The sequence below is a fragment of the Streptomyces sp. NRRL S-1022 genome, from assembly GCF_000720135.1.
In the GTDB taxonomy this organism is placed as follows: Bacteria; Actinomycetota; Actinomycetes; order Streptomycetales; family Streptomycetaceae; genus Streptomyces.
This window is the reverse complement of record NZ_JOIU01000002.1, coordinates 201,651-227,362: the sequence shown is the minus strand read 5'-3', so window position 1 is coordinate 227,362 and position 25,712 is coordinate 201,651. Positions and strand designations below refer to the sequence as shown.

The 25,712-nt window shown below is 74.0% G+C and carries 26 protein-coding genes; 11 read left to right on the top strand and 15 right to left on the bottom strand.

All coding sequences use genetic code 11. From position 1 onward, the window contains the following. Positions 1-40: 40 nt before the first annotated feature. Both IG05_RS0102830 and IG05_RS0102825 read right to left on the bottom strand, forming a co-directional pair. On the bottom strand, positions 41-1,345 hold the full coding sequence (locus IG05_RS0102830) for a DUF692 domain-containing protein (RefSeq protein WP_030338733.1): 1,305 nt from the start codon (positions 1,343-1,345) through the stop codon (positions 41-43). Positions 1,346-1,466: 121 nt separating this feature from the next. Then, a complete protein-coding gene (locus IG05_RS0102825) occupies positions 1,467-2,186 on the bottom strand; it encodes an aminoacyl-tRNA hydrolase (RefSeq protein WP_030338732.1) in 720 nt (239 codons plus the stop codon). 155 nt (positions 2,187-2,341) lie between these two features. On the opposite strand from IG05_RS0102825, the gene IG05_RS0102820 reads away from it, so the two are divergent. Then, positions 2,342-3,217: an ABC transporter ATP-binding protein gene (locus IG05_RS0102820; protein ID WP_030338731.1), complete on the top strand. Its 876-nt coding sequence runs from the start codon at positions 2,342-2,344 to the stop codon at positions 3,215-3,217. 109 nt (positions 3,218-3,326) lie between these two features. Beyond that, positions 3,327-3,998, top strand: a complete 672-nt coding sequence (locus IG05_RS0102815; protein WP_030338730.1) for a hypothetical protein — start codon at positions 3,327-3,329, stop codon at positions 3,996-3,998. Here the strand turns inward: IG05_RS0102815 and IG05_RS0102810 are convergent. The 9 genes from IG05_RS0102810 to zapE form a co-directional block, all read right to left on the bottom strand. Beyond that, complete coding sequence (locus IG05_RS0102810; RefSeq protein ID WP_030338729.1) at positions 3,990-4,172, bottom strand: hypothetical protein; 183 nt, start codon at positions 4,170-4,172, stop codon at positions 3,990-3,992. The genes IG05_RS0102815 and IG05_RS0102810 overlap by 9 nt on opposite strands. Positions 4,173-4,189: 17 nt before the next feature. Further along, positions 4,190-5,035 carry a polysaccharide deacetylase family protein gene (locus IG05_RS0102805; RefSeq protein WP_030338728.1) on the bottom strand — a complete coding sequence of 282 codons (846 nt, stop codon included), beginning with the start codon at positions 5,033-5,035 and terminating at the stop codon, positions 4,190-4,192. Positions 5,036-5,127: 92 nt separating this feature from the next. Then, positions 5,128-6,651, bottom strand: coding sequence for an FAD-dependent oxidoreductase (locus tag IG05_RS0102800; protein WP_030338727.1), 1,524 nt, complete (start codon positions 6,649-6,651; stop codon positions 5,128-5,130). 44 nt (positions 6,652-6,695) lie between these two features. Further along, positions 6,696-7,565 (bottom strand): PPK2 family polyphosphate kinase, encoded by an 870-nt coding sequence (locus IG05_RS0102795; protein ID WP_030338726.1) that lies wholly within the window; start codon positions 7,563-7,565, stop codon positions 6,696-6,698. A 97-nt stretch (positions 7,566-7,662) separates the two neighbouring features. Beyond that, positions 7,663-8,487, bottom strand: coding sequence for a slipin family protein (locus tag IG05_RS0102790; RefSeq protein WP_030338725.1), 825 nt, complete (start codon positions 8,485-8,487; stop codon positions 7,663-7,665). A gap of 104 nt (positions 8,488-8,591) precedes the next feature. Beyond that, positions 8,592-10,070, bottom strand: a complete 1,479-nt coding sequence (locus IG05_RS0102785) for a SulP family inorganic anion transporter (RefSeq protein ID WP_030338724.1) — start codon at positions 10,068-10,070, stop codon at positions 8,592-8,594. Between the two features lie 8 nt (positions 10,071-10,078). Then, positions 10,079-10,657, bottom strand: coding sequence for a carbonic anhydrase (locus tag IG05_RS0102780; RefSeq protein ID WP_030338723.1), 579 nt, complete (start codon positions 10,655-10,657; stop codon positions 10,079-10,081). A gap of 85 nt (positions 10,658-10,742) precedes the next feature. Further along, positions 10,743-11,138, bottom strand: a complete 396-nt coding sequence (locus tag IG05_RS0102775) for a hypothetical protein (RefSeq protein WP_030338722.1) — start codon at positions 11,136-11,138, stop codon at positions 10,743-10,745. A 206-nt stretch (positions 11,139-11,344) separates the two neighbouring features. After that, the gene (gene zapE / locus IG05_RS0102770) at positions 11,345-12,448 is read right to left on the bottom strand and encodes a cell division protein ZapE (RefSeq protein ID WP_030338721.1); all 1,104 of its coding nucleotides are present in this window, start codon (positions 12,446-12,448) and stop codon (positions 11,345-11,347) included. Between the two features lie 37 nt (positions 12,449-12,485). Between zapE and IG05_RS0102765 the strand changes: the two genes are divergently transcribed. From IG05_RS0102765 to IG05_RS0102730, 8 genes are all read left to right on the top strand, one after another. Further along, positions 12,486-13,334 carry a pyrimidine reductase family protein gene (locus IG05_RS0102765; RefSeq protein WP_030338720.1) on the top strand — a complete coding sequence of 283 codons (849 nt, stop codon included), beginning with the start codon at positions 12,486-12,488 and terminating at the stop codon, positions 13,332-13,334. Positions 13,335-13,463: 129 nt separating this feature from the next. Continuing rightward, positions 13,464-13,937, top strand: a complete 474-nt coding sequence (locus IG05_RS0102760; RefSeq protein WP_030338719.1) for a hypothetical protein — start codon at positions 13,464-13,466, stop codon at positions 13,935-13,937. 138 nt (positions 13,938-14,075) lie between these two features. Next, positions 14,076-15,467, top strand: a complete 1,392-nt coding sequence (gene murC / locus IG05_RS0102755; protein WP_030338718.1) for a UDP-N-acetylmuramate--L-alanine ligase — start codon at positions 14,076-14,078, stop codon at positions 15,465-15,467. 15 nt (positions 15,468-15,482) lie between these two features. Next, the gene (gene msrB / locus IG05_RS0102750) at positions 15,483-15,890 is read left to right on the top strand and encodes a peptide-methionine (R)-S-oxide reductase MsrB (protein WP_030338717.1); all 408 of its coding nucleotides are present in this window, start codon (positions 15,483-15,485) and stop codon (positions 15,888-15,890) included. Positions 15,891-15,961: 71 nt separating this feature from the next. After that, positions 15,962-17,218 (top strand): PP2C family protein-serine/threonine phosphatase, encoded by a 1,257-nt coding sequence (locus tag IG05_RS0102745; RefSeq protein WP_051789458.1) that lies wholly within the window; start codon positions 15,962-15,964, stop codon positions 17,216-17,218. Between the two features lie 213 nt (positions 17,219-17,431). Continuing rightward, complete coding sequence (locus IG05_RS0102740; RefSeq protein ID WP_030338715.1) at positions 17,432-18,562, top strand: ABC transporter ATP-binding protein; 1,131 nt, start codon at positions 17,432-17,434, stop codon at positions 18,560-18,562. Further along, positions 18,559-19,212 carry an ABC transporter permease gene (locus IG05_RS0102735; protein ID WP_030338714.1) on the top strand — a complete coding sequence of 218 codons (654 nt, stop codon included), beginning with the start codon at positions 18,559-18,561 and terminating at the stop codon, positions 19,210-19,212. Before IG05_RS0102740 ends, IG05_RS0102735 begins: the two co-directional genes overlap by 4 nt. Next, entirely contained in the window at positions 19,209-19,877 is a 669-nt protein-coding gene (locus IG05_RS0102730; protein ID WP_030338713.1) for an ABC transporter permease, read from the top strand. Before IG05_RS0102735 ends, IG05_RS0102730 begins: the two co-directional genes overlap by 4 nt. A gap of 3 nt (positions 19,878-19,880) precedes the next feature. Here the strand turns inward: IG05_RS0102730 and IG05_RS0102725 are convergent, their stop codons facing one another. Genes IG05_RS0102725 through IG05_RS0102710 form a run of 4 tightly spaced genes read right to left on the bottom strand, consistent with a single transcriptional unit; the run spans position 19,881 to position 23,964 of the window. After that, complete coding sequence (locus tag IG05_RS0102725) at positions 19,881-20,483, bottom strand: GTP-binding protein (RefSeq protein ID WP_030338712.1); 603 nt, start codon at positions 20,481-20,483, stop codon at positions 19,881-19,883. Next, positions 20,470-20,886, bottom strand: a complete 417-nt coding sequence (locus tag IG05_RS0102720) for a DUF742 domain-containing protein (RefSeq protein ID WP_030338711.1) — start codon at positions 20,884-20,886, stop codon at positions 20,470-20,472. Before IG05_RS0102720 ends, IG05_RS0102725 begins: the two co-directional genes overlap by 14 nt. Positions 20,887-20,902: 16 nt before the next feature. After that, the gene (locus tag IG05_RS0102715; RefSeq protein WP_030338710.1) at positions 20,903-21,379 is read right to left on the bottom strand and encodes a roadblock/LC7 domain-containing protein; all 477 of its coding nucleotides are present in this window, start codon (positions 21,377-21,379) and stop codon (positions 20,903-20,905) included. Next, positions 21,376-23,964: a HAMP domain-containing histidine kinase gene (locus IG05_RS0102710; RefSeq protein WP_030338709.1), complete on the bottom strand. Its 2,589-nt coding sequence runs from the start codon at positions 23,962-23,964 to the stop codon at positions 21,376-21,378. Before IG05_RS0102710 ends, IG05_RS0102715 begins: the two co-directional genes overlap by 4 nt. A gap of 300 nt (positions 23,965-24,264) precedes the next feature. Between IG05_RS0102710 and IG05_RS0102705 the strand changes: the two genes are divergently transcribed. Further along, the gene (locus IG05_RS0102705; RefSeq protein WP_030338708.1) at positions 24,265-25,224 is read left to right on the top strand and encodes an ABC transporter substrate-binding protein; all 960 of its coding nucleotides are present in this window, start codon (positions 24,265-24,267) and stop codon (positions 25,222-25,224) included. The last annotated feature ends 488 nt before the right edge of the window (positions 25,225-25,712 follow it).

Sequence of the window (25,712 nt, the reverse complement as noted above, 5' to 3'; positions counted from 1 at the left end):
TCGCACGGTCCCGCACCCCGGGGAACCGCGGGGCGTCCCTTCAGACCCGGCGCCGCAGCGCCCGGTCGACGAGCCCCCGCTTCCGGGGAGCCGGGCCCGACCGGTCCAGCCACCACTCCCGCAGCTCCCGGCGGATCCCCGCGTCCCCCGGCCGCCCCAGCTTCAGCAGGTGCCCGGCGAAGTCCAGCGCGTCCTGCCGGTACCCCCCGTGCATCGGCCGCTGCCGCGCGTACTCCAGGAACGCCTCCCGGTACCCGGTCCCCAGGATCACCGGCAGCTCGGGCGCCACCTTCGCCACCACCCCCGCCCGCTTGGCGGCGAGCGCCCGTGCCTGCACCCCCATCCGCACCCGGTCGAACCCCTCCGGCACCGGCGTCCCGGCCACGAGGGCGGACAGCACGGCGGTCTGGGCCACCGCGACCCGCTCCCGGGCCCCCGCCAGCGGCGGCGCCAGCACCCCGACGCCCCCGGCGCCGGCGCCGACGGCCCCCGCCACCGCCGTACCCCCCGCCGCGCGCCCCCGCCCGGCCGCCACCGCCTCCCGGATCGCGTCCAGCTCCCGCTCCAGCTCGCCCGGTGCGGGGAAGTTCTCGTCCCGCTCCAGCAGCACCCCCGGCGGCGCGACCCGGGCGGCGAGGCCGGACAGGACGTCCAGCACCGGGCGCGGCACGGGGTGCGCGTGGCTGTCGTGCCAGACGCCGTCGCGTTCGAAGCCGCCCGCGACATGGACGTAGGCGATCGCCTCCACGGGCAGCGCGGCCAGTGCCTCGGCCGGGTCCTCGCCCCGGTTGACGTGGTTGGTGTGCAGGTTGGCCACGTCGATCAGCAGCCGTACGCCGGTCCGCTCGACCAGCTCGGACAGGAACTGCCCCTCCGTCAGCTCCTCGTCCGGCCAGGAGAACAGCGCGGCGATGTTCTCCAGGGCCAGCGGCACCGGCAGCGCCTCCTGGGCGATGCGGACGTTCTCGCACAGCACGTCCAGGGCGTCCCGGGTGCGCGGCACGGGCAGCAGGTGGCCCGCCTCCAGAGGCGGGGAGGCGGTGAGCGCGCCGCCCGCCCGGACGAAGGCGATGTGCTCGGTGACCAGCGGTGAGCCGAGGGCCTCCGCCCGCTCGGCGAGCGCCGTCAGCCGGCCCTCGTCGGGGCGGTCGGCGCCGCCGAGGCCGAGGGAGACGCCGTGCGGGACCACCGTCACCCCGCGCTCGCGCAGCCGCAGCAGCGACTCGGGGAGGTGGCCGGGGCAGACGTTCTCCGCCACGACCTCCACCCAGTCGATGCCCGGCATCCCCTCCACGGCGTCCGCGATCTCCGGCCGCCATCCGATCCCGGTCCCCAGTCGCCGCATGATGGTCCCCCCTCCTCGCCCCGCGCTCCCGCGCCGGGTGACGGGGATATGGCCTCGGCGGCCGCCCCCGAACCCCCTCCCTGACGCGTTCAGAGCAACATTTGAGGTTCCGGGGGACCGCCTAGCGCAGCGCGGGGTGATCGGCGACGACCGTGCACGACCCGGGGGCGATCTCCGTGAAGCCGGCGTCCCGCACCACCGGCAGGCCGCCGGCGGTGAGCCGCGCCCAGTCCGCGGGGGAGGCCGTGCGGACGGTGAGCGCGTAGCTCGCGTCGCGCCACGCGGTGCGCTCCGCGGGGGACAGGGCCCACCAGGCCAGCTGGGCGCCGTGGCCGGCCTGGGCCATCGCCTTGCCGGCCGACATCTCCAGGTCCGGGTTGAGCCAGAGCACCGGCCCGGCGGCCGGATCGGCGGGCCGGGGCGGCTCCGGATCGTCCAGTTCGGTGCCCGACACCTGGAGTCTGGCCAGGTCCTTGGGCCAGCCGTCCAGAGGGACCGGCGGGAAGACGCGGACCTCCGCGGACGTGCCGGTCAGCGTGATCCCGGGCAGTTCCCCGGCGCGCCGCCACTCGGCGCCGCGGGCCCGCCGGACCACCTTGCGGATACGGGCGTCCTCCCAGCCGCGCACCGCCCCGGCCCACTCGCCGTCGCCGTGCGCCCGCTCGTCGCCGAGCAGGGTCAGGACCGCCCGGGCGGCCGTCTCCAGGGCGTCGGTGCGGGCCGGCGGGGCACCGCGCTCGATGCGTACGACCAGCGGCAGCACGAACTGGGGTGCCTCGTCGCGGGGGCCGGCCGTGGACCGGAAGGGACTGTCGGCGGTGGGGGCTGGAAGGTGGCTCACGGGAGCCCAGCCTACGAAGCCGCGCCCGGACCGATCAACGTGCGGTCCGCGCCCGGGAGAATTTCCGGGGACGCCGGTGAACCGCCGGGCACGCCCGTCCCTCTTGACCGGCTGAGGGGACCGGGACCGGAAGGGGGGAGCGCCGCATGGGCTCCATGCACAGTGACCTGCGCCTGACCGCCGTGGGCCGCCGCTACGGCATCCGCGGCCCGTGGGTGCTGAGAGGCGTCGACCTCGTCGTCGCCCCCGGCACCCTCACCCGGATCGACGGAGCGAACGGCACCGGGAAGTCCACCCTGCTGCGGCTGCTCGCCGGGCTCGACACGCCCAGCGAGGGCCGGATCACCGGGCGCCCGCGCACGGCCTACGTACCGGAACGCTTCCCGTCCGCCCTGCCGTTCACGGCCGCCGGCTACCTGACCCACCTCGGTGCCGTCCACGGCCTCGACCGGAAGTCCGCCGCACGCGCCGCGGACACCTGGCTGGAGCGGTTCGGGGCGGGCGCGTACGCCGGTACGCCGATGGCGCGGCTGTCCAAGGGCAGCAGCCAGAAGGTCGCCGTCGCCCAGGCCCTGCTCGGCGACCCGGAGCTGCTGGTGCTGGACGAGGCGTGGACCGGCCTCGACACGGCGGCGCGGGCCGAGCTGGAGCGGGCGGTGGCCGAGCGGACGGCCGCCGGGGGCGCCGTGGTGTTCGTGGACCACGACCCGCGCCGGCTCGCCGGGGTGCCGGACGCGGTCTACGCGGTGACCGACGGGCGCCTGGAACGCCGTACCGGCGCCCTGGCCCCGCCGGCCGGGCCGCTCACGGTCGTCACCGTGCAGGGGGCGCCGGGCGGGCACCTGCCGCCGGACGCGGTGCGGGTCGCCGTCTCCGCCGAGGAGACCGCCCCCGGCAGCCACCGTCTCGCCGTCCCCGCCGCCCGCTCCGACCTCCTGCTGCGCACCCTGCTGACGAGCCGCCCGCCCTGGCACGTGGTGCGCGTCGAACCACCCGCCGCGCCGTCCCCCGACCCGGGAGGCCGCCTGTGACCGTGCTGCTGCGCCGCCGGTTGCGCGCCCTGCTATCGGCGCGGCCGTCCCGGCACGTGCGTGTCGAACCGGCCGCCGTCGAACCGTTCCCCGGCCCGGGAGGCCGCCCATGACCGCGCTCCTGCGCTATCAGGCCGACCTGTTGCTGCGTTCCCAGCGCTGGCTGCCCCCGGTGCTCCTGTACGCCGCGTTCCTCGGCGTCGGGGTGCAGAGCGGCCAGCCGGTGCTGGACTCGCTCGGCTACACGGCAGCCGGTCTGCTGCCGGTGGCCGCCTGGCTGGTACGGATCTGTGTCACCGGGGAGCCGTCCGCTGCGCGGGCCTGCGTCGCCGCCGCCCGGGGCCCCGTCCGGGCGCACCTCGCCTGCCTGCTGACCGCGCTGCTCGCGGCCGTGCTGCTCGGACTGGCGGCCGCCGTGGCGGTGACGCTGATCAGCGACCCCGCGAGCAACGACCACCAGGTGCACGTGTCCCGGCTCGTAGCCGCCGCCGCGGGGCTGCCGGCCGCCCTCACCTGTGCCCTGCTCGGCACGGCCGTCGGCGCGCTCACCAACCGGCCGGTGCTGCACTCCACGGGCCGCGCGGTGCCGGCGATGCTGCTGGGCGCGCTGCTGGCGCTGGTGCCGGCCGGGTCCCCGGCGCAGGCGGCGGTCGGCGGCCTGGTCTCCGGCTCGCAGACCGGCCGGGCACCGGTGCCGCTGCTGCCGCTGGCGGGCGCGGCCCTGCTCACGGCAGCCGTCTTCGCCGCGACCGGCCGGCTCACCGCGCGCCGCTCACCCTGAGCAGGCGGTGCGCTGGGCCTCCTGCCACTCGCACACCGGGCACAGCGTGATGCCCTTGTACGACTCCGGGTACTCCGTCGGCTCCCGGCACAGCACGCACTCGGCGTACGGCGGACCGTCGGCCTTCGCCGGCTTCACCGCCCCGGCGATGGTGCAGTAGTCCTCGTCGCTCATGCCTCCAGCGTAGGACGTCAGCGCCCGTCGCCGGCCTGCCCGATCAGCTCGGAGACCTTCACGAACCGGTAGCCGCGCCTGCGCAGTTCCGGTACGACCGTGCGCACGACCCGCTCGGTGGTCGGGGCGGCGCTGCGGGTGCAGTGCATGACGACCACCGACCCGGGCTTCACCCCGGCGAGCACCTGCTCGACCACCGCGTCGGCGTCCGTGGCGAACGCGTCCCCGCTGACCACGTCCCACTGCACCGCCGTCACCCCGAGCCCGCTCAGCGCGCGCAGCGCCCGCTGGTCGTAACAGCCGCCCGGGAAGCGGAAGTACGGCATCGCCTTCGGCACGCCCGCCTCGCGCAGGGAGGTGTACGCGCGCCGGACCTCCGCCCGCATCGCGTCGGCCCCGGCGTCGACGGTCGGCAGGCCGTAGCAGTCGGCGGTGAAGGCGTAGTGGCTCCAGGAGTGGTTGGCCACCTCGAACTGCGGGTCACGGCCCAGGTCGCGGGCCTCGGCCGGGTACTGCTCGGCCCACCGGCCGGTCATGAACACGGTCGCCGGCACCTTCAGTGCGCGCAGCGCGCCGATCAGACCCGGGTTGTCGAAGTGCTCGCCGGAGGCCGCGCGCGGCCCCTGGTCGGCGGTCATGTCGGCGTCGAAGGTCAGCGCGACCGTCCTGCCCCGGGTGCGCGGGCCGTGCTCGAAGACCGGGGTCAGCCCGCCGGGACCCGGCGCGAGCACGGGCGGGCCGGCGGGGGACGGGGAGGCGGAGGAGACGGCCGGGGCCGGGCGGCCGCCGCCCGCGGTACCGCAGGCGGTGAGCGCCGCGCCCAGGACGCAGACGGCGGAGATACGGCGTAGGCGTGGGATCACCGTACGAACGTAGGACTGATTGTCTGATTATGTGATGATATGGCCTGCGGCGCGGCGGTACGGTCACCCGCGCGGCGGCGGCCTCGCCCCGGTCACTCCAGGTCGTGCCGCTCCAGCGGCTTGACGGCCGGCCCCTCGAGCACCGTGCCGTCCACGGCGAAGCGCGAGCCGTGGCAGGGGCACTCCCAGGCGCGCTCGGCGCGGTTGAAGGAGACCAGGCAGCCGAGGTGCGTGCAGCGGGCCGACACCGCGTGCAGGGCGCCCTCCTCGTCGCGGTGGACGGCGAGCCGTGCGGCGCCGGAGCGGACCACCGCGCCGTCGCCCGGGGCCAGGTCCTCCACCGAGGCCGGCGGCTTGAGCCGGTCGCCGACGAAGTGCCGGGCCACCTCGGCCTGCGTCTTCAGCAGCGACGGCGCCTCGCGCACCACCGACTTCAGCCGGCGCGGGTCGTACAGCTCCCGCCACGCGCAGTCCCGGCCGGTGATCAGCGCCGTCAGCAGCAGCCCGCCCATGATCCCGCCGCTCAGCCCCCAGCCGCCGAAGCCGGTGACGACGTAGACGTGCCGGGCGCCCGGGTGCAGGGGGCCGACCAGCGGGACGGTGTCCGTGGACTCGTTGTCCTGGGTGGCCCAGGCGTGGTCCAGCCGCACTCCGGGGAAGTGCACCTCCGCCCAGCCGGCGAGCCGTTCGAAGCCGGCCTGCGGATCGCCGGTCCCGGGCGTGAAGTGCTCCCCGGTGACCACGAGCAGCCGCTGCCCGTCCGGGCCGTAGGGCGCCGTCCGCACCGAGCGGGTGTTCTCGTCCGGCGTGATGTACATGCCGTGGGGGTCCGGTCCGTCGCCCAGCGGCCCGGCGACCACCAGCTCCCGGCGCGGGGAGAGCCGGGCGAACAGCAGGGCCCGGTCGAACACCGGGTAGTGGGTGGCGACCACGACGTCCCGGGCGGTCACCGTGGCGCCGGACTCGGTCGTCAGCCGGCACGGCTCGCCCTCCGTCAGACCGGTGACCCGGGTGTGCTCGAAGACCTGGCCGCCGTGCGCGAGCAGGTCGGCGGTGAGCGCCCGCAGGTACTTGACCGGGTGGAACTGCGCCTGCCCGGTCACCCGGACCGCACCCGCCACCGGGAACGGCAGCCCGGTCTCCGTGGTGAACGAGGCCGGCAGCCCCGCCTCCCGGGCGGCGTCCGCCTCCGCGCGCACCTCGTCCACCCGCGACCGGTCCCGGACGTAGGTGTAGGCGTCCCTGGTCTCCCACTCGCAGTCGACGCCCAGCTCGGCCACCAGCGCCGCCGCGTGCTCGATCGCCTCGGTCTGCGAACGGGCGTACAGCCGCGCCCCCTCCGTTCCCCGGGTGCGCCGCAGCCGGTCGTAGACCAGGGTGTGCTGGGCGGTCAGCTTGGCGGTGGTGTGGCCGGTGACCCCGCCCACGGCCCGCCCGGCCTCCAACACCGCCACCCGCCGCCCGGCCCGGGCCAGCTCGTGGGCGGTGCTCAGTCCCGCGATGCCCGCGCCGACGACGGCCACGTCCACGGTGAGATCCCCGTCCAGGACGGGGTGGGACGGCCCGGGGGCGGTCCGCAGCCAGTACGAATCGGTGACCTTCCGCTGTTCGCGCATGTCCGCCGGGTACCCCGGCCGGCCCGGCCCACGTCCGCCTCGCGTCACGTCTGCCGCAGCAGCCGCTCCCGGCACTCCGCCACGTCGAAGTCCGCCTCCGGGTACCGCGGGTCCAGCTCCCGCAGGTGCTCCAGCAGCAGCCGGCCGACCGCCCAGTTGCGGTACCACTTGCGGTCCGCCGGCACCACGTACCAGGGCGCGTACGGGGCCGCGCAGCGCTCCAGGGCCAGCTCGTACGCCTCCTGGTAGGCGGGCCACACGGCGCGTTCGCCGATGTCGTCCGGGTCGAACTTCCAGTGCTTGTCCGGGCGGTCCAGGCGGCGCAGCAGACGGCGGCGCTGCTCGTCGTAGGAGAGGTGCAGGAAGCACTTGACGAGGGTGACGCCCTCCTCGGCGAGAGTGCGCTCGAAGTCGTTGATCAACCCGTAGCGGCTGCCGATCTCGGCGGGCCGGGCCAGGTGCCGGACGCGGGCGATCAGCACGTCCTCGTAGTGCGAGCGGTCGAAGATGCCGATCTCGCCGGGCCCGGGCAGCGCCTGCCGCACCCGCCACAGGAAGTCGTGCCGCCGCTCCTCCTCGGTGGGCGCCTTGAACGCCCGGACCCGGCAGCCGGACGGATCGAGCCCGCCGATCACGTGCTTGACCGTGCCGCCCTTGCCGCTGGTGTCCATGCCCTGCAGCACCAGCAGCACCCGGCGGCGGTCGCCCTGGGTGCCCGCCGCCCAGAGCCGCTCCTGGAGCCCGGCCAGGTGCCTGCCCGTGCGTGTGGCGTCGGCCAGCGCGGCCTGTTTGCCGTCCGGGGCGCCGGGGGTGGCCCGGGCGTCGTGGCCGGACAGCTCGACCCGTTCGCCGGGCGGGAGGCGCAGCAGGTCCCGGAGTGTCTCCTCGCGCTTCCTGGCCGGCTTCGGCGGCACGGGCGCTCCTTCCGTCCGGGTCGGGGTGGGTCCGGGTGCCCGTGTCAGCCGGGGTGTAGTCCGCCGGGGTGCGGTCCGCCGTGGCTCCGGGTGCCCGTCAGGCGGGGTACGGTCCGCCGTCGGGGTGCGCGGCCGGTTCCCGCTCCTGCTCCGGCAGCGCCGGCTGGGCGCCCCGCTCCAGGAAGCGCAGCAGCTCCACCGGGATGGGCAGTACCAGCGTGGAGTTCTTCTCGGCCGACACGGCCATCACCGTCTGCAGCAGCCGCAGCTGGAGCGCGGCCGGTGTGTCGGCCATCTGCTGGGCGGCCTCGGCGAGCTTCTTGGAGGCCTGGAGCTCGGCGTCCGCGTTGATGATCCGCGCCCGGCGCTCGCGGTCCGCCTCGGCCTGGCGGGCCATCGACCGCTTCATGGTGTCCGGCAGGGACACGTCCTTGATCTCGACCCGGTCGACCTGGATGCCCCAGCCCACCGCCGGGCTGTCGAGCATCAGCTCCAGTCCCTCGTTGAGCTTCTCCCGGTTGGACAGCAGGTCGTCCAGGTCGCTCTTGCCGATGATGGACCGCAGCGAGGTCTGCGCCATCTGCGAGACCGCGAACCGGTAGTCCTCGACCTTCAGCAGGGCGCTCGTCGCGTCGATCACCCGGAAGTAGACCACCGCGTCCACCCGGACGGTCACGTTGTCCCGGGTGATGCCCTCCTGGGCCGGGATCGGCATGGTCACGATCTGCATGTTGACCTTCTGCAGCCGGTCCACGAAGGGGATGATCAGGTTCAGGCCCGGCGAGCGCACCTCCCCGCTGACCCGGCCGAGCCGGAACAGCACACCGCGCTCGTACTGCTTGACCACGCGGGCCGCCGTCGCCAGGTACACAAGACCGGCGGAGCCCGCCGCCGCCACGGCCACCACAAGGTCCTCGACCATGGTGACCTCCTCATCCAGAGGCCGTTTTGTCTGCTGTTGCCACGATAGGCCCGTGGGGCCGGGATGCCGAGAGCTGCCGGCATCCCGGCCCCACGGGCGGGCACTCAGGCCGCGGTGACCAGCCGCACCGGTTCCGTGCCGACCGCGCTGTGCCGTTCGGCCCAGTTCTCCAGGGCGGTGCGGCAGGCGTGGTCCAGGTGGTGCAGGCCGGACAGGTCGAGCCGGACCGGGCGGTCCTGGGGCAGCGCCTCCAGGCTGTCCAGGATCTTCGGCAGCCGCAGGAAGGTGGCGTTCCCGGACAGGTGCGCCTCCACCGGGCCCGCGCCCTCGTCCCCGACCTCCAGCTTGACGTGCGAGGCCTCCCAGGCGGTCTTCACCACCGCCAGCCCGAGACCGATGAGCACGCCCTCGAACATGCTGACCGCCACGATGGAGACGGCCGTGGCGGCGAGCACCAGCGCCTCCCCGCGGTGCTCGCGCCAGAGCACGGCCAGCGCCCGCAGCGGCACCAGCTTGGCGCCCGCGTGGATCAGGATGCCCGCGAGGGCCGGGACCGGGATGTGGGCGAGCACGCCGGGCAGCAGCGCCGCGAACAGCAGCAGCCACACGCCGTGCAGCACCCGGGAGGCCTTCGTCCGGGCGCCCGCCTGGACGTTGGCCGCGCTGCGCACGATCACCGCGGTCATCGGCAGCGCGCCGAGCACCCCGCACACCATGTTCCCGGTGCCCTGGGCGACGAGTTCCCGGTTGTACTGGGTGCGCGGACCGGAGTGCAGCCGGTCCACGGCCGCCGCGCTGAACAGGGACTCGGCGGAGGCGATCAGGGTGAACGCGACGACCGTGCCCAGCAGCCCGAGGCCGGCCAGTTCGCCGAAGGCGCTCGGCGGCGGCGGCTGGACGGAGCCGAGCAGGCCCTGCACCTCCACCGTCGCCACGGGCAGGTCCAGCGCGAACGCGGCCAGCGTGGCGAGCCCCACCGCGGCCAGCGGACCGGGCACCGCGCGCACCTTGGCCGGGGTGAGCTTCCACAGCAGCAGCACCGCGATCGTGCCCGCGGCCACCGCGAGGGAGGCCAGGGCGCCGGTGTCGCCGAGGGCGTCGAGGAACGCGCCGGGCAGCTGGAAGATCTTGTCCAGTCCGGAGTCGGGCGCCTTCGCCGACAGGGCCGGGTACAACTGCCCGGCGATGATCACCAGGCCGATTCCGGCCAGCATGCCCTCGACGACGGAGACGGAGATGGCGCGGAAGTACCGGCCCAGCCGCAGCAGGCCCATCGCCACCTGGAGCACTCCGGCGGCGAGCACGATCACGCCGAGCACCGGCAGGCCGAACTCCTTGACCGCCTCGAAGACGAGCACGGTCATGCCGGCCGCCGGCCCGGACACCTGGAGGCTGCTGCCGCGCATCAGCCCGGTGACGATGCCGCCCACGATGCCGGTGACCAGGCCGAGTTCGGCCGGTACCCCGGAGGCGACGGCCACGCCCACGCACAGCGGCAGCGCGACCAGGAAGACCACCAGGGAGGCGGCGAAGTCCTCCCTGAGGTGGGGGAAACGGGATATGAGGGTGCGGTTGTCAGTCATCGGCGCGCTCACAGGGACTCGAAGGTGTCGGTCTGCGGGCGGTGCGTCCGTACGGCGCCGGTGTGCACCTCGTAGTACCAGGCGTGCAGGCCCAGCCGGCCTTCCGCCAGCTTCCGCTCCACGCACGGGTACGAGCGCAGTCGCAGCAGCTGGGTCAGGACGTGGGACTGCACGCCCTCGGCGACCTCCGGATCCTCGGCCGCGCCGGCCGGGCGCGGAGTGGCGGAGGCCAGCCAGTCGCGCACGGCCGGTACGGCGGTCAGGTCGTCCCCGCGCACCAGTGCGCCGACGGCGCCGCAGTGCGAGTGGCCGCAGACCACGATGTCCCGGACGCCGAGCACCTCGACGGCGTACTCGATGGTGGCGGCCTCGCTGGTGGGGTGCTCGGAGACGTAGGGCGGGACGATGTTGCCCGCGGTGCGCAGCTCGAACAGCTCGCCGGGACGGGCGCCCGTGATCAGGGCCGGGACGACCCGCGAATCGGAGCAGGTGATGAACAGCACCTGCGGGGACTGGCCTTCGGCGAGCTTGGCGAACTCCTCAGGGCGCTGTCCGAAGGTACGGGCGTTGTCGATGAGGGGCTGCATGTGTATGAGTTCCTCCTGGCGCGCCTGCCTGGCGCGTCGGACTTGAACAACGGTTTGTGGGGGGGGCGAAGAGAGCGGCCGGCTCTCAGCAGCGGAAGACCTGGAGCGCTGCCGGCGTGTGGGCTCTGGAGGCTCTCGGGGCGGGGCGGTGCGGGGCCCTGGAGGGTGCCGAGGGGCCCGCTCCGGCCGCCCGGCCGGATATGAGGTCGCGGTCCTGGCAGCAGCAGGACGAGGGGCAGCGCTGCCGGTCGCGGATGTGCGGGTTCCCCAGGGGGTCGCCCGGGCAGCCGGGGGTGCGGACCGTCTCCGCGCCCTCGCGGACGGGGTGTGTGGAGGGGGCGATTCCGGTCTCGGCCTTGGCCAGCGCCTGACCGAAAGTGTGCGCGGGTGCGAAGGTTCCCGTGGGAGTGAAGAGCTGGAACGCCAGCAGTGCGGCGCCGAGGAGGGTGAGCAGGCTCCGGACGGCCGTACCTCGGAACATGAGCACCCCCTCCACCGCGTTCACGTTCTTGTCCAGACCAAGGGTTGGTCAATGGATGGTCAAGAAGCACGGTAGCGCGGCGAAGGCCTTTGCAGTGTTAACCGAACGTTACGCGCCCAAGAGAGCGTGAAAAATGCGGGTCGGGTGGCGCGAACCTGCCCTTGACCCGCAAAGATTGATCGGTTATCAGATGCCCGTCGCGACGGCTAGGCGCCGAGCAGGCCCTTCCCGTCGCGGGCCAGCGCGGTGAGCCGGGATATCGCACGGAAGTACTTCTTGCGGTAGCCGCCGTTCAGCATCTCCTCGCTGAACAGCTTGTCGAACGGCAGCCCCGAGGCCAGCACGGGGATCTCGCGGTCGTAGAGCCGGTCGGCGAGGACCACCAGCCGCAGCGCCGTCGACTGGTCCGGCACGGGCCGGACGCCGGTCAGGCACACCGCCCGCACTCCGTCGGTCAGCGCGCCGTACCGGCTCGGGTGGACCTTCGCCAGGTGCTCCAGCAGGTGGGGGAAGTCGTCCAGCGAGGCGCCCTCGGTGGCGAAGGCGGTCTTCATGACCTCCTCGTCGGAGAAGGGTGCCGGTGCCTCGGGCAGGCCGCGGTGACGGTAGTCCTCGCCGTCGATGCGCAGCGGGCGGAAGTGGGCCGACAGGCCCTGGATCTCGCGCAGGAAGTCGGCCGCGGCGAAGCGGCCCTCGCCCAGCTTGCCGGGCAGCGTGTTGGAGGTGGCGGCGAGCGCCACGCCCGCCTCGACCAGCTTGCCCAGCAGCGTCGACACCAGCACCGTGTCGCCGGGGTCGTCCAGCTCGAACTCGTCGATGCACAGCAGGCTGTGCCCGGACAGCGTCCGCACCGTCTGCTGGAAGCCGAGCGCGCCGACCAGGTTGGTCAGCTCCACGAAGGTGCCGAACGCCTTGCGGGACGGCTCGGCCGGGGCGGCGTGCCACAGCGAGGCCAGCAGGTGGGTCTTGCCGACGCCGTACCCACCGTCCAGGTACACCCCGCGCGGGCCCGCCGGCGCCTTGGGCGCCTTGGCCCGGCCGAAACCGAAGAGGCCGCGCCTGCCGTTGCCGGCGGCCTGCGCCCCGCCGAGCCCGGCCGCGAAGCCCTCCAGCACCCGGACGGCCTCGGTCTGGCTGGGCTGGTTCGGGTCCGGGATGTACGTGGCGAAGCGGACCGAGTCGAAGCGCGGCGGCGGCACCATCTCGGCGACCAGCCGCTCCGCCGGGACGTGCGGCTCGCGGGCGCACAGGGACAGGGGGCCGGCTTCCGGCAGCGGACTGGAACCGGGGGCGGTGGTGGAGGACGACACAATCATCCATGCTAAGCGCCGTGTCAGACTGCACGGCATGCGACGCCTGTTCCCTGTGACCGAAGAGACAGCAGCCCGGACCTCGGCCGGGAGCCCGCAGGAGGAGGGGGCCTCCGGGGCCGCGGCTGGCCGGGAGGGCCGGGAGGCCCGGGAGGCCCGGGAGTGGAGCCTCGCCGAGCTGGCCGCCGCCTACGCCTACCCGGAGCCCGCGCAGGGTGCCCCGCGGCCGTGGCTGCGGGCCAACATGGTCTCCTCCCTCGACGGCGCCGCCCAGCACGAGGGCCGTTCCCAGCCCATCTCCAGCGCCGCCGACATGCGGATCTTCGGCACCCTGCGGGCGCTCGCGGACGTCGTGCTGGTGGGCGCGGAAACGGTACGGCAGGAGGGGTACCGCCCCGCGCGCGTGCGGACGGAGTTCGCCGCGGCCCGCGAGGCCGCCGGGCAGGGCCCGGTCCCGGCGATCGCGATCGTCACCGCGAGCCTGGAGCTGGACTTCTCGCTGCCGCTGTTCACCTCGCCCCTGGTGCCCACGCTGCTCCTGACCGGGGCCGCGGCCGCCCCCGACCGGATCGCCGCCGCCGAGCGGGCCGGCGCGCAGGTGCTGATCGCCGGCGAGGGTGTGGGCGTGGAGCCGGCCCGGGTGGTCCAGGCCCTGGCCGGGCTCGGCCACACCCGGCTGCTCACCGAGGGCGGCCCCCGGCTGCTCGGCCAGCTGATCGCCGCGGAGGTGCTGGACGAGCTGTGCCTGACCCTGTCGCCGACGCTCACCGCGGGCGGCGCCCAGCGCATCGCAGGGGGGCCGTCGGTCGCCGTGCCGCACCGGTTCGCCCTCGCGTCCCTGCTGGAGGAGGACGGATTCCTGTTCGGCCGTTACCGTCGGTCCTGACATGTACGGAATCTGCCGTTCCGGTTAGTTTCCGGCGCACGGACCCGGTCCGGCAGTACCCGTGCGATCACGGGGAAGGATGGTTTCCGCACGGGCCCTGCCGGGCCCTCCAAGGAGAAGAGGCGCCTGGTGTTCACAAGCGTTCTGATGATCGAGAAGGCCCTGACGTCCGCCGACGTCGAGTTCGTCACCACCTTGCACGGAGACGAGCCCGTCGCCTTCCACGTACTGCTCCAGCCGCGCGGCGAGCAGGCGGACCGGCTGCTGCGGGCCATCGACGACATCGCGCTCGGCGAACTCGACGAGGCGGTGCGCGAGCGGGAGACGCCGGAGGGGCAGGAAGCACGCAGCGTGGGACAGCAGGCCCTGGACGTGTCCCTGCAGGCGTTGCGCTCCGCGGGGAGCGCGGCGGAGGGGCGGCTCGTGGAGGACCATCCGCTGGACGCGCTGAAGTCGCTGGTCGCGGAGGTGCGGGCGGACGAGGTGATCGTGCTCACCGACCCGCACTACGTCGAGGAGTTCTTCCACCGGGACTGGGCCTCGCGGGCCCGGCACCGGGTGGGGGTGCCGGTGCTGAAGCTGTTCTCCCACAGCAAGGCCTAGGCGCCGTGGGGCGTGCGGTGCGCGGTGTGCGCACGGGTGCACCCGAGCCGGCCCGGCCCGCCCTCCTTGCGAGGAGCCCGGTGCCCGACCGCATAGGCTAGGCCCGCTCTCGTACGCACCGTCTCTGGGGAGAAACGCATGGCACCCGGCCTTCCTACCGCCATGGACCGACCGCACTTCATCGGCATCGGCGGCGCCGGGATGTCGGGCATCGCCAAGATCCTCGCGCAGCGCGGGGCGAAGGTGGCCGGCAGCGACGCCAAGGAGTCGGCGACCGCCGAGGCCCTGCGGGCACTGGGCGCCACCGTGCACATCGGACACGCCGCCGAGCACCTCGCCGACGACGCGAGCTGTGTCGTGGTGTCGTCGGCGATCCGCGAGGACAACCCCGAGCTGGCCCGCGCCGCCGAGCTGGGCATCCCGGTCGTGCACCGCTCCGACGCGCTGGCCGCGCTGATGGAGGGGCTGCGGCCGATCGCCGTGGCCGGTACGCACGGCAAGACCACGACCACCTCCATGCTGGCCGTCTCGCTGACCGAGCTCGGGCTGGAGCCGTCGTACGCCATCGGCGGCGACCTGGACGCGCCGGGCTCCAACGCGCTGCACGGCGGGGGCGACATCTTCGTCGCCGAGGCGGACGAGTCGGACCGCAGCTTCCACAAGTACGCGCCCGAGGTCGCCATCGTCCTCAACGTCGAGCTGGACCACCACGCCAACTACGCCTCGATGGACGAGATCTACGAGTCCTTCGAGACCTTCGTCGGCCGCGTCACCGCGGGCGGCACCCTGATCGTCTCCGCCGACCAGGAGGGCGCCCGGGAGCTGACCAGGCGCGTCGCCGGGGGCCAGGTGCGGGTGGTGACCTACGGCGAGGCCGAGGACGCCGACGTCCGCGTGCTGTCGATCGTCCCGCAGGGGCTCAAGAGCCAGGTCACCGCGGTGCTCGACGGACAGGAGCTGACCTTCGCCGTCTCCGTGCCCGGCCGGCACTACGCCCTCAACGCCGTCGCCGCCCTCGCCGCCGGTGCCGCCCTCGGCGTCCCGGCCGCGGAACTGGCACCCGCGCTCGCCGCCTACACCGGCGTCAAGCGGCGCCTCCAGCTCAAGGGCGAGGCGGCCGGCGTCCAGGTCATCGACTCCTACGCCCACCACCCCACCGAGATGACCGCCGACCTGGAGGCCATGCGCGCCGCCGCAGGTGACGCCCGTATCCTCGTCGTCTTCCAGCCGCACCTGTTCTCCCGCACCCAGGAGCTGGGCACGGAGATGGGGCAGGCGCTGGCCCTCGCCGACGCCTCCTTGGTGCTCGACATCTACCCGGCCCGCGAGGACCCGGTCCCCGGCGTGACCAGCGAGCTGATCATCGAGGCCGCGCGCGCGGCCGGCGCCGACGTCACCGCCGTGCACGCCAAGGCGGAGATCCCCGCGGCGGTCGCGGGAATGGCGAAGCCCGGTGATCTCGTTCTCACCATGGGCGCGGGCGATGTGACCGACCTGGGCCCGCTGATCCTGGACCGCCTGTCGCAGTAAAGGGGCTGAGAGCTGATGTCGTACGACGTCGACAAGCCGGACGAGCAGTGGCGCGCGGAGCTGACCCCGGCCGAGTACGCCGTGCTGCGCCAGGCCGGCACCGAGCCGGCCTTCACCGGTGAGTACACGGACACCAAGACCAGGGGTGTGTACTCCTGCCGGGCCTGTGGCGCCGACCTGTTCACCTCCGACACCAAATTCGAGTCGCACTGCGGCTGGCCGTCCTTCTTCGACCCGAAGGACACCGACGCCGTGGAGCTGGTCGAGGACCGGTCCCACGGCATGGTCCGCACCGAGGTGCGGTGCGCCCGCTGCGGCTCCCACCTCGGGCACGTCTTCGCCGGCGAGGGCTACCCGACCCCCACCGACCAGCGGTACTGCATCAACTCGATCTCCCTGCGGCTGGTCCCCGGGGAGAACTGAGCCGCACTCGTGGGACGGCCGGGACGGCCGGGGCCGATGCCCCGGCCGTCCCGGTTTGAGACTCTGTGAGGGTGTGGGATGTGGCGCGGTGGATCCGGTCCTCTCGCCGGCCGCCGCCCGTAGGCGCCGGCGGCCACGCCGAGGCCGGACGGCCCGCGGTGGCCGCCGCTCGGCTGAGCGCCCTGCGCGAGGCGCTGGCCGGGATCGGCACGACCCTCGACGCGGCCACCACCCGCACCGAGCTGACCCGGACCGCCGTCCGGCTGGCCGGCGGAGCCGCCGCCGTACTGCACCGCTCCGGGGACGCCGTCGGCGCGTACGAGGCGATCACCGGCGACGCCGCGCTGCTGCCCGACGTCCGGTGGGCCACCGCGGTGGCCCGGCGGACGGACCTGCCGGCCGTCGGGACCGGCCGGGCGGCCGGCCCCGAGCACCCCGTCGCCGCCCTGGCCGCCCCGCTGACTAGCGGGGACGGGGTGTACGGCGTCCTGGTGTGGGCGCGGCCCGGGGCACCGCCGAGCCGCGCCGAGGCCGAGCTCCTCGCCCTCCTCGCCGAGCGCGCCGCCTCCCACCTCCGGCACGCCCGCACCCACGAGCAGGTCAGCCGCACCGCGGGCGATCTCCAGCGCGCCCTGCTCGCCGAACCCGGCCGGCCGCACCCCAACCTGGACGTCGCGGTCCGCTATCTGCCGGTGGGGCACAGCGCCCTGGTCGGCGGCGACTGGTGCGAGGCCGTACGGCTGCACTTCGGCCGGACCCTGCTGGTCGTCGGGGACGTCATGGGGCACGGCCTGGAATCCGCCGTCGACATGAGCGCCTACCGCTCCTCCCTGCGCTCCGTCGCCTCCGCCGACCTCCCCCCGCACCGGGTGCTGCGGCAGCTGGACGACTTCGCCGCCAAGGAGGCCGACCGCAGACCCGCCACCTGCCTGCTCGCCCGCGTCGACCCCGCCCGCGGCCAGGTCACCCTCGCCAGCGCCGGCCACCTGCCGCCCGCGCTCATCGACGGGCACGGCGCCACCGGGGTGCTGTCCCTGCCGGTCGGGCCGCCGCTGGGCACCGGACTCGGCGGGTACGAGCCGGTCACCCACCGGCTGGCGCCCGGCGAGACGCTGGTGCTGTTCACCGACGGGCTGGTGGAGCGCCGCGGCGAGGACATCGACCGCTCCCTGGCCCGGCTGGCCGCCCTGCGCTTCGCCGCCGGGGACGCCCTCGACGACGTCCTGGAGACCATCCTCGGCCGCCTGGACGCCCGGCACGCCGAGGACGACGTCGCCCTCCTCGCCGCCCGCCCGCGCCCGCGGCCCGGGACCGCGCCGGCGGACTGAGGCCGGCGGCTGAGGCGGTCCGGGAGCGACAACAGGACGCCGGGCAGCGCCAGTTGCGCACCACCGCCGTCATATGACGACACGTCAGCCGGGGACGCCGGCGGACCCCCACACGTGATTCCGGCGCCGTCCCGCCAAGTTGCCGAAACAGTCGCCGTCTAGACTCTCCCCGCACCACCCCAGGATCGGTCGGCCCGAAGGGTACGCGGCGTTTTGATACGGATAGATGGAGTCACGAAGCGGTATCCCGACGGCACGGTCGCGGTCGACCGGCTGTCACTGGAGATACCGGACCGCGCGATCACCGTCCTCGTCGGGCCCTCCGGCTGCGGCAAGACGACGACCCTGCGGATGATCAACCGGATGGTGGAGCCCAGCGAGGGCAGCATCCTCCTCGACGGCCGGGACATCCGCCGGCAGCCGGTCAACACCCTGCGCCGGTCCATGGGGTACGTCATCCAGAACGCCGGCCTCTTCCAGCACCGCACCATCCTCGACAACATCGCCACCGTGCCCCGTCTGCTCGGCTGGACCAAGCAGAAGGCCCGGGCCCGTGCCGCCGAGCTGATGGAACGCGTCGGGCTCGACCCCGCGCTGGCCAAGCGGTACCCGTACCAGCTCTCCGGCGGCCAGCAGCAGCGCGTCGGCGTGGCCCGCGCCCTCGCCGCCGACCCGCCGGTGCTGCTGATGGACGAGCCGTTCTCCGCCGTCGACCCCATCGTCCGCAAGGGGCTCCAGGACGAACTCCTGCGCATCCAGGACGAGCTGGGCAAGACCATCGTCTTCGTCACCCACGACATCGACGAGGCCATCAAACTGGGCACCAAGGTCGCCGTGCTGCGCACCGGCGGCCGGCTCGCCCAGTTCGCCCCGCCCGCCGAACTGCTGAGCGCGCCCGCCGACTCCTTCGTGGAGGACTTCCTCGGCGCCGACCGCGGCATCCGCCGGCTCTCCTTCTTCCCCTCCGCGGGACTGGAGTTGCAGACCGCGCCCATCGTCGCGATCGACGCCGGCGCCGACCAGCTGGCCTCCCGGGCCGACGCGCCCTACCTCCTCGTCACCGACCCGGACGGCAGGCCGCTCGGCTGGAGCGAGCCGGACCGGCTCACCGCCGGCGCGGTCGACCGGGACCGGCTGCTGGACTTCGGGCGCCCGTTCGTGCCGGGCACCGACTCGCTGCGCACCGCGCTCGACGGCGCCGTGCTCTCCCCGGCCGGCTGGGCGGTCGCCGTGGACGGCGAGGGACGCGCCGTCGGCGTCGTCTCCCAGCAGGTCATCGGCGAGGCCATCCGCGCCGCCCACGGCCGGGTCGCCGAGCAGGCCGACGTGAAGGCCGGGCGATGAACGGCTTCTTCGACCTCCCGAGCGACCTCCAGCACAGCTACCTCGGCCTCGTCGGACTGCATCTGCGCGAGGCCCTGCTGCCGGTGCTGGCCGGGCTGCTCGTCTCGCTGCCCGTCGCCCAGCTGTGCGTGCGGTTCCGCTGGATCTACCCGCCCGTCCTCGGCATCACCACCGTGCTCTACGCCATCCCCTCGCTCGCCTTCTTCGTCGTCCTCATCGACTACTTCGGGCAGAGCGAGACCACGGTGATGATCCCGCTCGCCCTCTACAGCCTGGTGGTGCTGGTCCCGGCGATCGTGGACGGCGTCCGCTCGGTGCCGCCGGAGACCCTGGCCGCCGCCCAGGCGATGGGCCTCGGACCCGTACGCCGGTACTTCCAGGTCCAGTTGCCCATCGCCGTACCCGCCATCATCGCCGGCCTCAGGGTGGCGGCCGTGTCCAGCATCTCCCTGGTCAGCGTCGGCATGCTGATCGGCAACCAGGGCGCCCTCGGCAACATGCTGTGGAACGCCCAGACCTACCACCGGCCCGTCCTGGCCGTGAACTCGGTGCTGACCATCGGGGTGCTGGGCGTCCTCGTCGACGCCGCGCTGGTCCTCGTACGCCTGTGGCTCACCCCCTGGATGCCGCGCAAGGGGGTCGCCCGGTGAACGTCCTGAACTTCGCGCAGGCCTTCTTCAGCGACAGTGCCCACTGGCACGGCTACGACGGCATCCCCACCCGGTTCGCCGAGCACATCCAGTACTCGCTGGAAGCCCTGCTGTTCGCCGCCGCGATCGGGCTGCCCGTCGGCCTGCTCACCGGCCACTACGGCCGCGGCGGCAACGCCCTCGCGCTCGTCGCCACCGCCGGCCGGGCGCTGCCCAGCTTCGGTCTGCTGGTGCTGATGTTCATCTGGCTCGGCCTCGGCATGCTGCCGGTGATGATCCCGCTGGTGGTGCTCGCCGTACCGCCGATCCTGGTCACCACCTACGAGGCGGTCCGCTCCGTCGACCCCTCGCCGGTGGACGCCGCCCGGGGCATGGGGATGTCCGAGGCGCGCGTGCTGCTCCGGGTCGAGGTGCCGGTCGCGCTCCCGCTGATCCTGAGCGGCCTGCGCACCGCGGCCATCCAGATCGTCTCCACCGCCACCATCGCCGCCTACGTCAGCTTCGGCGGCCTCGGCCGGTACATCATCGACGGCCTCTACCAGCGGAACTACGAGAAGGTCATCGGCGGCGCCACCCTCGTCGCCGGTCTCGCCCTCGTGACGCTCGCCGTGTTCTGGGCGGCGGCCCGGCTCTTCGTGTCGCCGGGGGTACGCCGCAGCGGCTGACGGTCACCGCTCGGTGCGGGCCAGCGCCAGTTCGAGTACGACGAGCAGCGCGTCCCGCACCGAGCCCCGCTCCCGGGCGTCGAACACCACCACCGGCACCCCGTCGGACACGTCCAGCGCCCAGCGGACCTCCTCCAGGGTGTGCTCCACCCGCCCGTCGAAGGCGTTCACGGCGACGGCGAACGGGATGCCCTTGTGCTCGAAGTAGTCGACGGCCGCGTAGCAGTCGTCCAGCCGGCGGGTGTCGACGATGACCAGCCCGCCGACCGCGCCCTCCACGATGTCGTCCCACATGAACCCGAACCGCTCCTGCCCGGGCGTGCCGAACAGGTACAGCTTCAGCGTCGGGTCGATGGTGAGGCAGCCGAAGTCCATCGCCACGGTCGTCGTGGTCTTGCGCGGGGTGTGCGTGAGGTCGTCCACACCGGCCGCGACCTCGGTGATCGACGCCTCCGTGGTCAGCGGCTCGATCTCCGAGATCGCGCCGACGGCCGTGGTCTTGCCCACGCCGAAACCGCCCGCGATCACCATCTTGACCGGCAGCGGCGGCCGTACGGCCCCCGGCGCGGCCGGGCCCCGGGCCAGCAGCGGTTCAGTCGGTGTCACTCGGTACCCCTCGGGAGTCGGGGACGGCCCGCAGGCCATCGATAACCCTGCGCAGGACGGACGCGTCACGGGTGGCCTCGGCGTCCGGTACGTACACCGCCAGCCGGCCCTCCTCGCGCAGGTCCTCGGCCAGCACGCGGACCACGTTCAGGTGCAGCCGCAGCCGCGCCGCGAGTTCCGCGATCGACTGCGGCAGCCGGCAGGCGGCCACGATGTCGTGCTGCTCGAAGGAGAGCCGGCCGAGCGCGTCGAGACCCTCGACGGTGGCGACCACCTGGGTCTCCACGGGCAGCGCCCGGCCGGAGGCGGCGTCCGCCACCCGGCCGGCGGTGACCAGGTACGGCCGTACGGCGGGGGCGGGGCCGACCGGGTCCGGACCCGGCGGCGGGATGCCGTCCGCCATGGGAGGGCTCTCCTTCTCAGCGGGCCGACGCCGCGCCGACGCTGTTCTTCAGCTCCAGCACGAGCTGCGGGCTGAGCGCGGCACCGGCGCGGTTGGCGAACAGCGTCATCTCGTAGGCGATGTTGCCGAGTTTGGCCTCCTTGTCGGTGACGACGCCGAGGACGGCACCGCTGCCGATCGCGGAGACGAGGACGTGGCCGCCCTCCAGGTCGATGATGACCTTGTTCAGGCCGCCCAGCCCGTAGTTGCCGGAGGCGCCCGCGGCCAGGCTGGTGATGCCGGACACGATGGCCGCGAGGCGCTCGGAGTCGGCGTGCTCTCGCAGCTGCGACACCGCGATCAGCAGACCGTCGGAGGACACGGCGATCGCGTCGACGACGCCGGCGGTCTCGGTCGCGAAACGGTTCAGCAGCCAGGTGAAGTCGGCCGCGGCGGCCCGCAGGTCGGCCGGCGCGCCGCCGCCCGTCGGGCTGTCACCTGTCGACGTGTTCACTGCTCGGCTCCTTCCGGAAGGTGGTTCGGGTGGTCGTGCGGGTGGGGGTGCGTGGTGCCGGCGGTGCCGTGCGGGCGGGGGGAGCCGCCCGTGCCGGCGTCCCGTCGGGCGCGTTCCACGGCCTGCTCGAACTCCTCCAGCTCACTGCGGACGGCCTCCGCGTCCAGCGGCCGCACGGCCTGCGGCACGGTCGGCGCGGCACCGGCGGTCGTCTGCAGCGTGGCCCCCCGCACCCGGCGGCGCAGGGGGCGGCCGGTGGGCGAGGAGGGCGGTACGGCCGGCTGGGCCTCGCCCGGAGCCGAGGGGGCCCCGGGGGCGTCCGCGGCATGCCGGGGGGTCCGCCGGGGGAGCGGGCCGCCGTGCTCCGCACGGGCGGGCTCGTGACGGGGTACGCCGTCGGCCGGCACCTTGCCGTGGACGGTGTCCGGGGGCGGGGGCGGGGGCGGGGTCGCGGTGGTGCCCGGTGCCGGGTTGGGGGTGCTTCCCTGCGCCGGGTCGGGGGCGGTGCCCTCCGCCGGACGCGGGGCGGTGTCCGGGGCCGGTGGCCGCGTGCCCGGTGCCGGGCCGGTCGGCCCGGTCGGTCCCGGGGCCGGTGTCGCGGTGGCCGGAGTTCCCGCTCCCGCTCGGCCCGGCGGCAGCAGCAGCGAGGTCGGCAGTGTCACCTCCGCCGTCACACCGCCGCCCGGCGTCCGGGTCAGCTCGACCGCGATCTCCCAGCGGCGCGCCAGCGCACCCACCACGAACAGGCCCAGCACCTTCGTCGGCACCAGGTCCAGCCGTTCGCGGCGGATCAGCCGGGCGTTCTCCTCGGCGAGCCGCTCGGCGCTCATACCGAGTCCGTGGTCGGTGATCACGACGTGCGTGCCCTCGGCGCCGGTGCGGACGGTGACCTCGACCGGGCTGCCGTCGGGCGAGAACGACACCGCGTTCTCCAGGAGTTCGGCCACCATCAGCGTGAGGTCACCGATGACGTCCGGCTCGACCAGGACGTCCGACGCGGCGTACAGCCGTACCCGCTGATAGCCCTCGATCTGCCCGAGCGCGGCCCGCACCACGGTGGACAGCGCGGTCGGGCCCGCGTCCAGCACAGCTTCGCGGATGCCGGCCAGCAGCATCAGGCTGTCGGCGTTGCGGCGCAGTCGTACGGCGATGTGGTCGATGGAGTACAGCCGTTCCAGCAGCGCCGGGTCGGTCTCCCCGCGCTCCACGGCGTCGATCAGCGCGAGCTGCCGGGTGGTCAGGTTGCTGACCCGGCGGCCGACGTTGCCGAACATCTCGGCGGTGTTGCGGCGGGTCAGCACCTGGCGTTCGAGCAGCGCGGCGGCGGTGGTCTGCACCCGGTTGAAGGCCGCCGCCAGGTCGCCGATCTCGTCGCGGGCCGTGACCGGCATGTCCCGCAGCCGGGGCGGTCCGTCGTCCTCGGCGTCGTCGTCGGCCACCCGGGCCAGCTCGCGCCCCGCCACCTCGGCGACCTCCCGCGCCGCGCCGGTGAGCGCCTGCACGGGCCGGATCACCGAGCGGCGCACCAGCACCGCGAAGGCGAGCCACAGCGCGAAGGCGATCAGCGCGCCGCTCAGCAGCAGGCCGGCCCGCCACCGGGCGGAGTCGGCGGCCGTGTCGGCCCGGTCGGCGATCTGGCCGATCAGCGCGGTGGTGATCTTCAGCCGGGCGGTGGCCTGCCGGGGGTAGGCGGGGTAGTCGGCCAGCGCGTCCTGCACCGCCCGCCGCAGCGCCGCCTGGTCGTCCGTCTGCAACCGGCCGGCACCGACCTGGAGTTCGGCGTAGGCCTCGGCGATCTCGCGCTGCGCCGGGGTGTGTTCGATGCCGGTGAGCCGCGCGGCCTGCGCCTCGGTGGCGAACCGGCCGAAGCGGTCGGCCTGGTGGGTGTAGAGGTCGTAGGCGCCGACCGCGTTGGTGAACTCGATCAGCGCGTTGGTGTCGCCCGTGGTGGCGGCGAACACGTTCGTCTCGAAGGCGCCGTGGGCGGCGTCCGCGCGCAGCAGGGAGTCCAGCAGGCTGCCGGTGAAGGTCTCGGCGAGGTCGGCGTTGCGGTCGAGTCCGAGGCCGTCGATCAGGCTCTGGGCGGCGCCCGCGTAGGCCGGGTCGATGTTGTCGGCGGGCAGGTACGAGTGCTCCACCGAGGTGCGCAGGCTGCTCAGCCCCTCGACGCCGTGCAGGGCCTGCGCCTCGCTCTGCGGAAGCCGGTCGCCGAAGGCCTCGCGCACTTCGGTGATCTGGGAGTCGACCGCTTGCCGGGCCGCGCGGTAGCCGGCCGTCGACGGGTGCGCGTCCCCGGACTCGTAGCGCGTCGACAGCAGGATGGCCTGCTGGTGCTCGGCCTCCACCCGGTCCACCAGCCGAGCCACCTGCGCGCTGTCCCGTACCAGCCGGGCCGCGGCGGCCGCGCTGGACGACTGCTGCACCAGGTCGGTGATGAGGTAGGCGAGCAGTCCGGCGATGACCGCGAGCGGGATGCCGACGAGCAGGTTGAGCTTGCGCCGGAAGGGCCAGCGGTCGGCGAATGCCCGTGCTCCGCCCCGGACGGGGGCGTGCCGGGCGGGCGCGTCCACCTCGTTCGTGGACACCGGGCCTCCTTCGTGGGTGTCTGGCCCGGGAGCGGCACGGCTCCCGGATCTCCCGGACGTGGAGGGCCTGGTCGCCCTCGAAACGCCTGTGTTCGCGACACCGAAGCGGGCCCCGCACACCGCCGTGGTCGATACCAACTGCGCCGAGACTACAGTCCCTTCGAGGGAACGATCAGCTCACCTTTCATCAAGAATCCGTTACAAAGGAGCCGCTCTCCGTGCACGAGCAGTCGCGGATCGAGGCCAATCGGTGATCTGTGGGCCTTGACTGATCGAGAACCAGCTGGATTGGATCGACGGGTGACTTACACGACCCACATCAGCAGGTCCATCCGGAGGAACCGAGGCGCGGCGGCGGTCGCCCTCGCGGCGGCGACGGCTCTGCTGGCGGGCTGTTCCTCCAAGGACGACAACGGCGGCAACCCGCTCACAGAGGGCAAGGCGAGCGGCGACAGCGTCGTCGTCGGATCCAACAACTTCCCCGAGAGCACCCTGCTCGCCGACATCTACGGCGAGGCCCTCAAGGCCAAGGGCATCAAGGTCACCTACAAGCCGAACATCGGCAGCCGCGAGACCACTTACGGCCTGATAAAGAACGGTTCCATCTCGGTCCTGCCCGAGTACAACGGCGCACTGCTGGCCTACCTCGACCCGAAGGCCGCCCCGAAGACCCTCGGCCAGACCACCGACGCCATCAACAGCAAACTGGACTCCAAGCTCACGCTGCTGAACCCGGCGGCGGCGCAGAACAAGGACTCGGTGACGGTCAACGCCGCCACCGCGAAGAAGTACCACCTCACCGGCGACTCCACCATCGCCGACCTGAAGGACGTCGCCAAGGACCTGGTCATCGGCGCCTCGCCGGAGTTCCAGACCCGGCAGCAGGGTCTGGTGGGCCTGAAGTCCGTCTACGGCCTGGAGTTCAAGTCCTTCAAGGCGCTGGACGCGGGCGGCCCGCTCACGCTGGCGGCGCTGAAGAAGGACGCCGTGCAGGCCGCGGACCTCTTCACCACCGACGCGAACATCTCCAAGGAGAAGTTCGTCGTCCTCCAGGACCCGAAGAACCTGTTCGGGTTCGAGAACGTCCAGCCGCTCGCCTACAAGAGCGCGCTGCCCCAGAAGGGCGTCGACGCGCTCAACGCGGTCTCCGCCAAGCTCGACACCGAGACCCTGATGAAGCTGGACACCCAGGTGCAGATGGAGAACAAGGACCCGCTGGACGTCGCCCAGGCCTGGCTCAAGTCCGCCGGTCTCTCCTGACACCGACCACCCGAACGCCCCGCTCGAACGAGCAGAACGACCGGAGCGACCGGAGTGACCGTGGACATGCAGAACGCGGGTGCCCCCCGACCCGGGGGGCACCCGCGTTCTGCTCGACGGCCGCGGCCTCACCCTGCCCGCCCTGGCCCGGCTCGCCGACACCACGCCGGTGCCGGCCGTCGACCGCGGCGCCCCGGCCGGCCCGCCGCGACCGGCCGCTGGTACGGCCGTGGCCCGGACCGCGAGCGCGCGAGCGGGGACGGCCGCCGGCTCTCAGCCGGGGCCGGCGCCGGGGAGGGCCGGGCCGGAGGGGAACGGTCTCGTCTCGCCTTGTCACGGCGGGCGGCGGGCGGCCCGGCGATGTCCTGCGCCGACCGGGCCGTCGCCGTCAGCCGGACCGGCCACTGGGACCGGCCCGCCCGGTGCGGGTCGGGCAGGCCCACCACCCGCAGCCCCGCCCGGGTGCGCAGCCGGCTGCCCTGATCCTC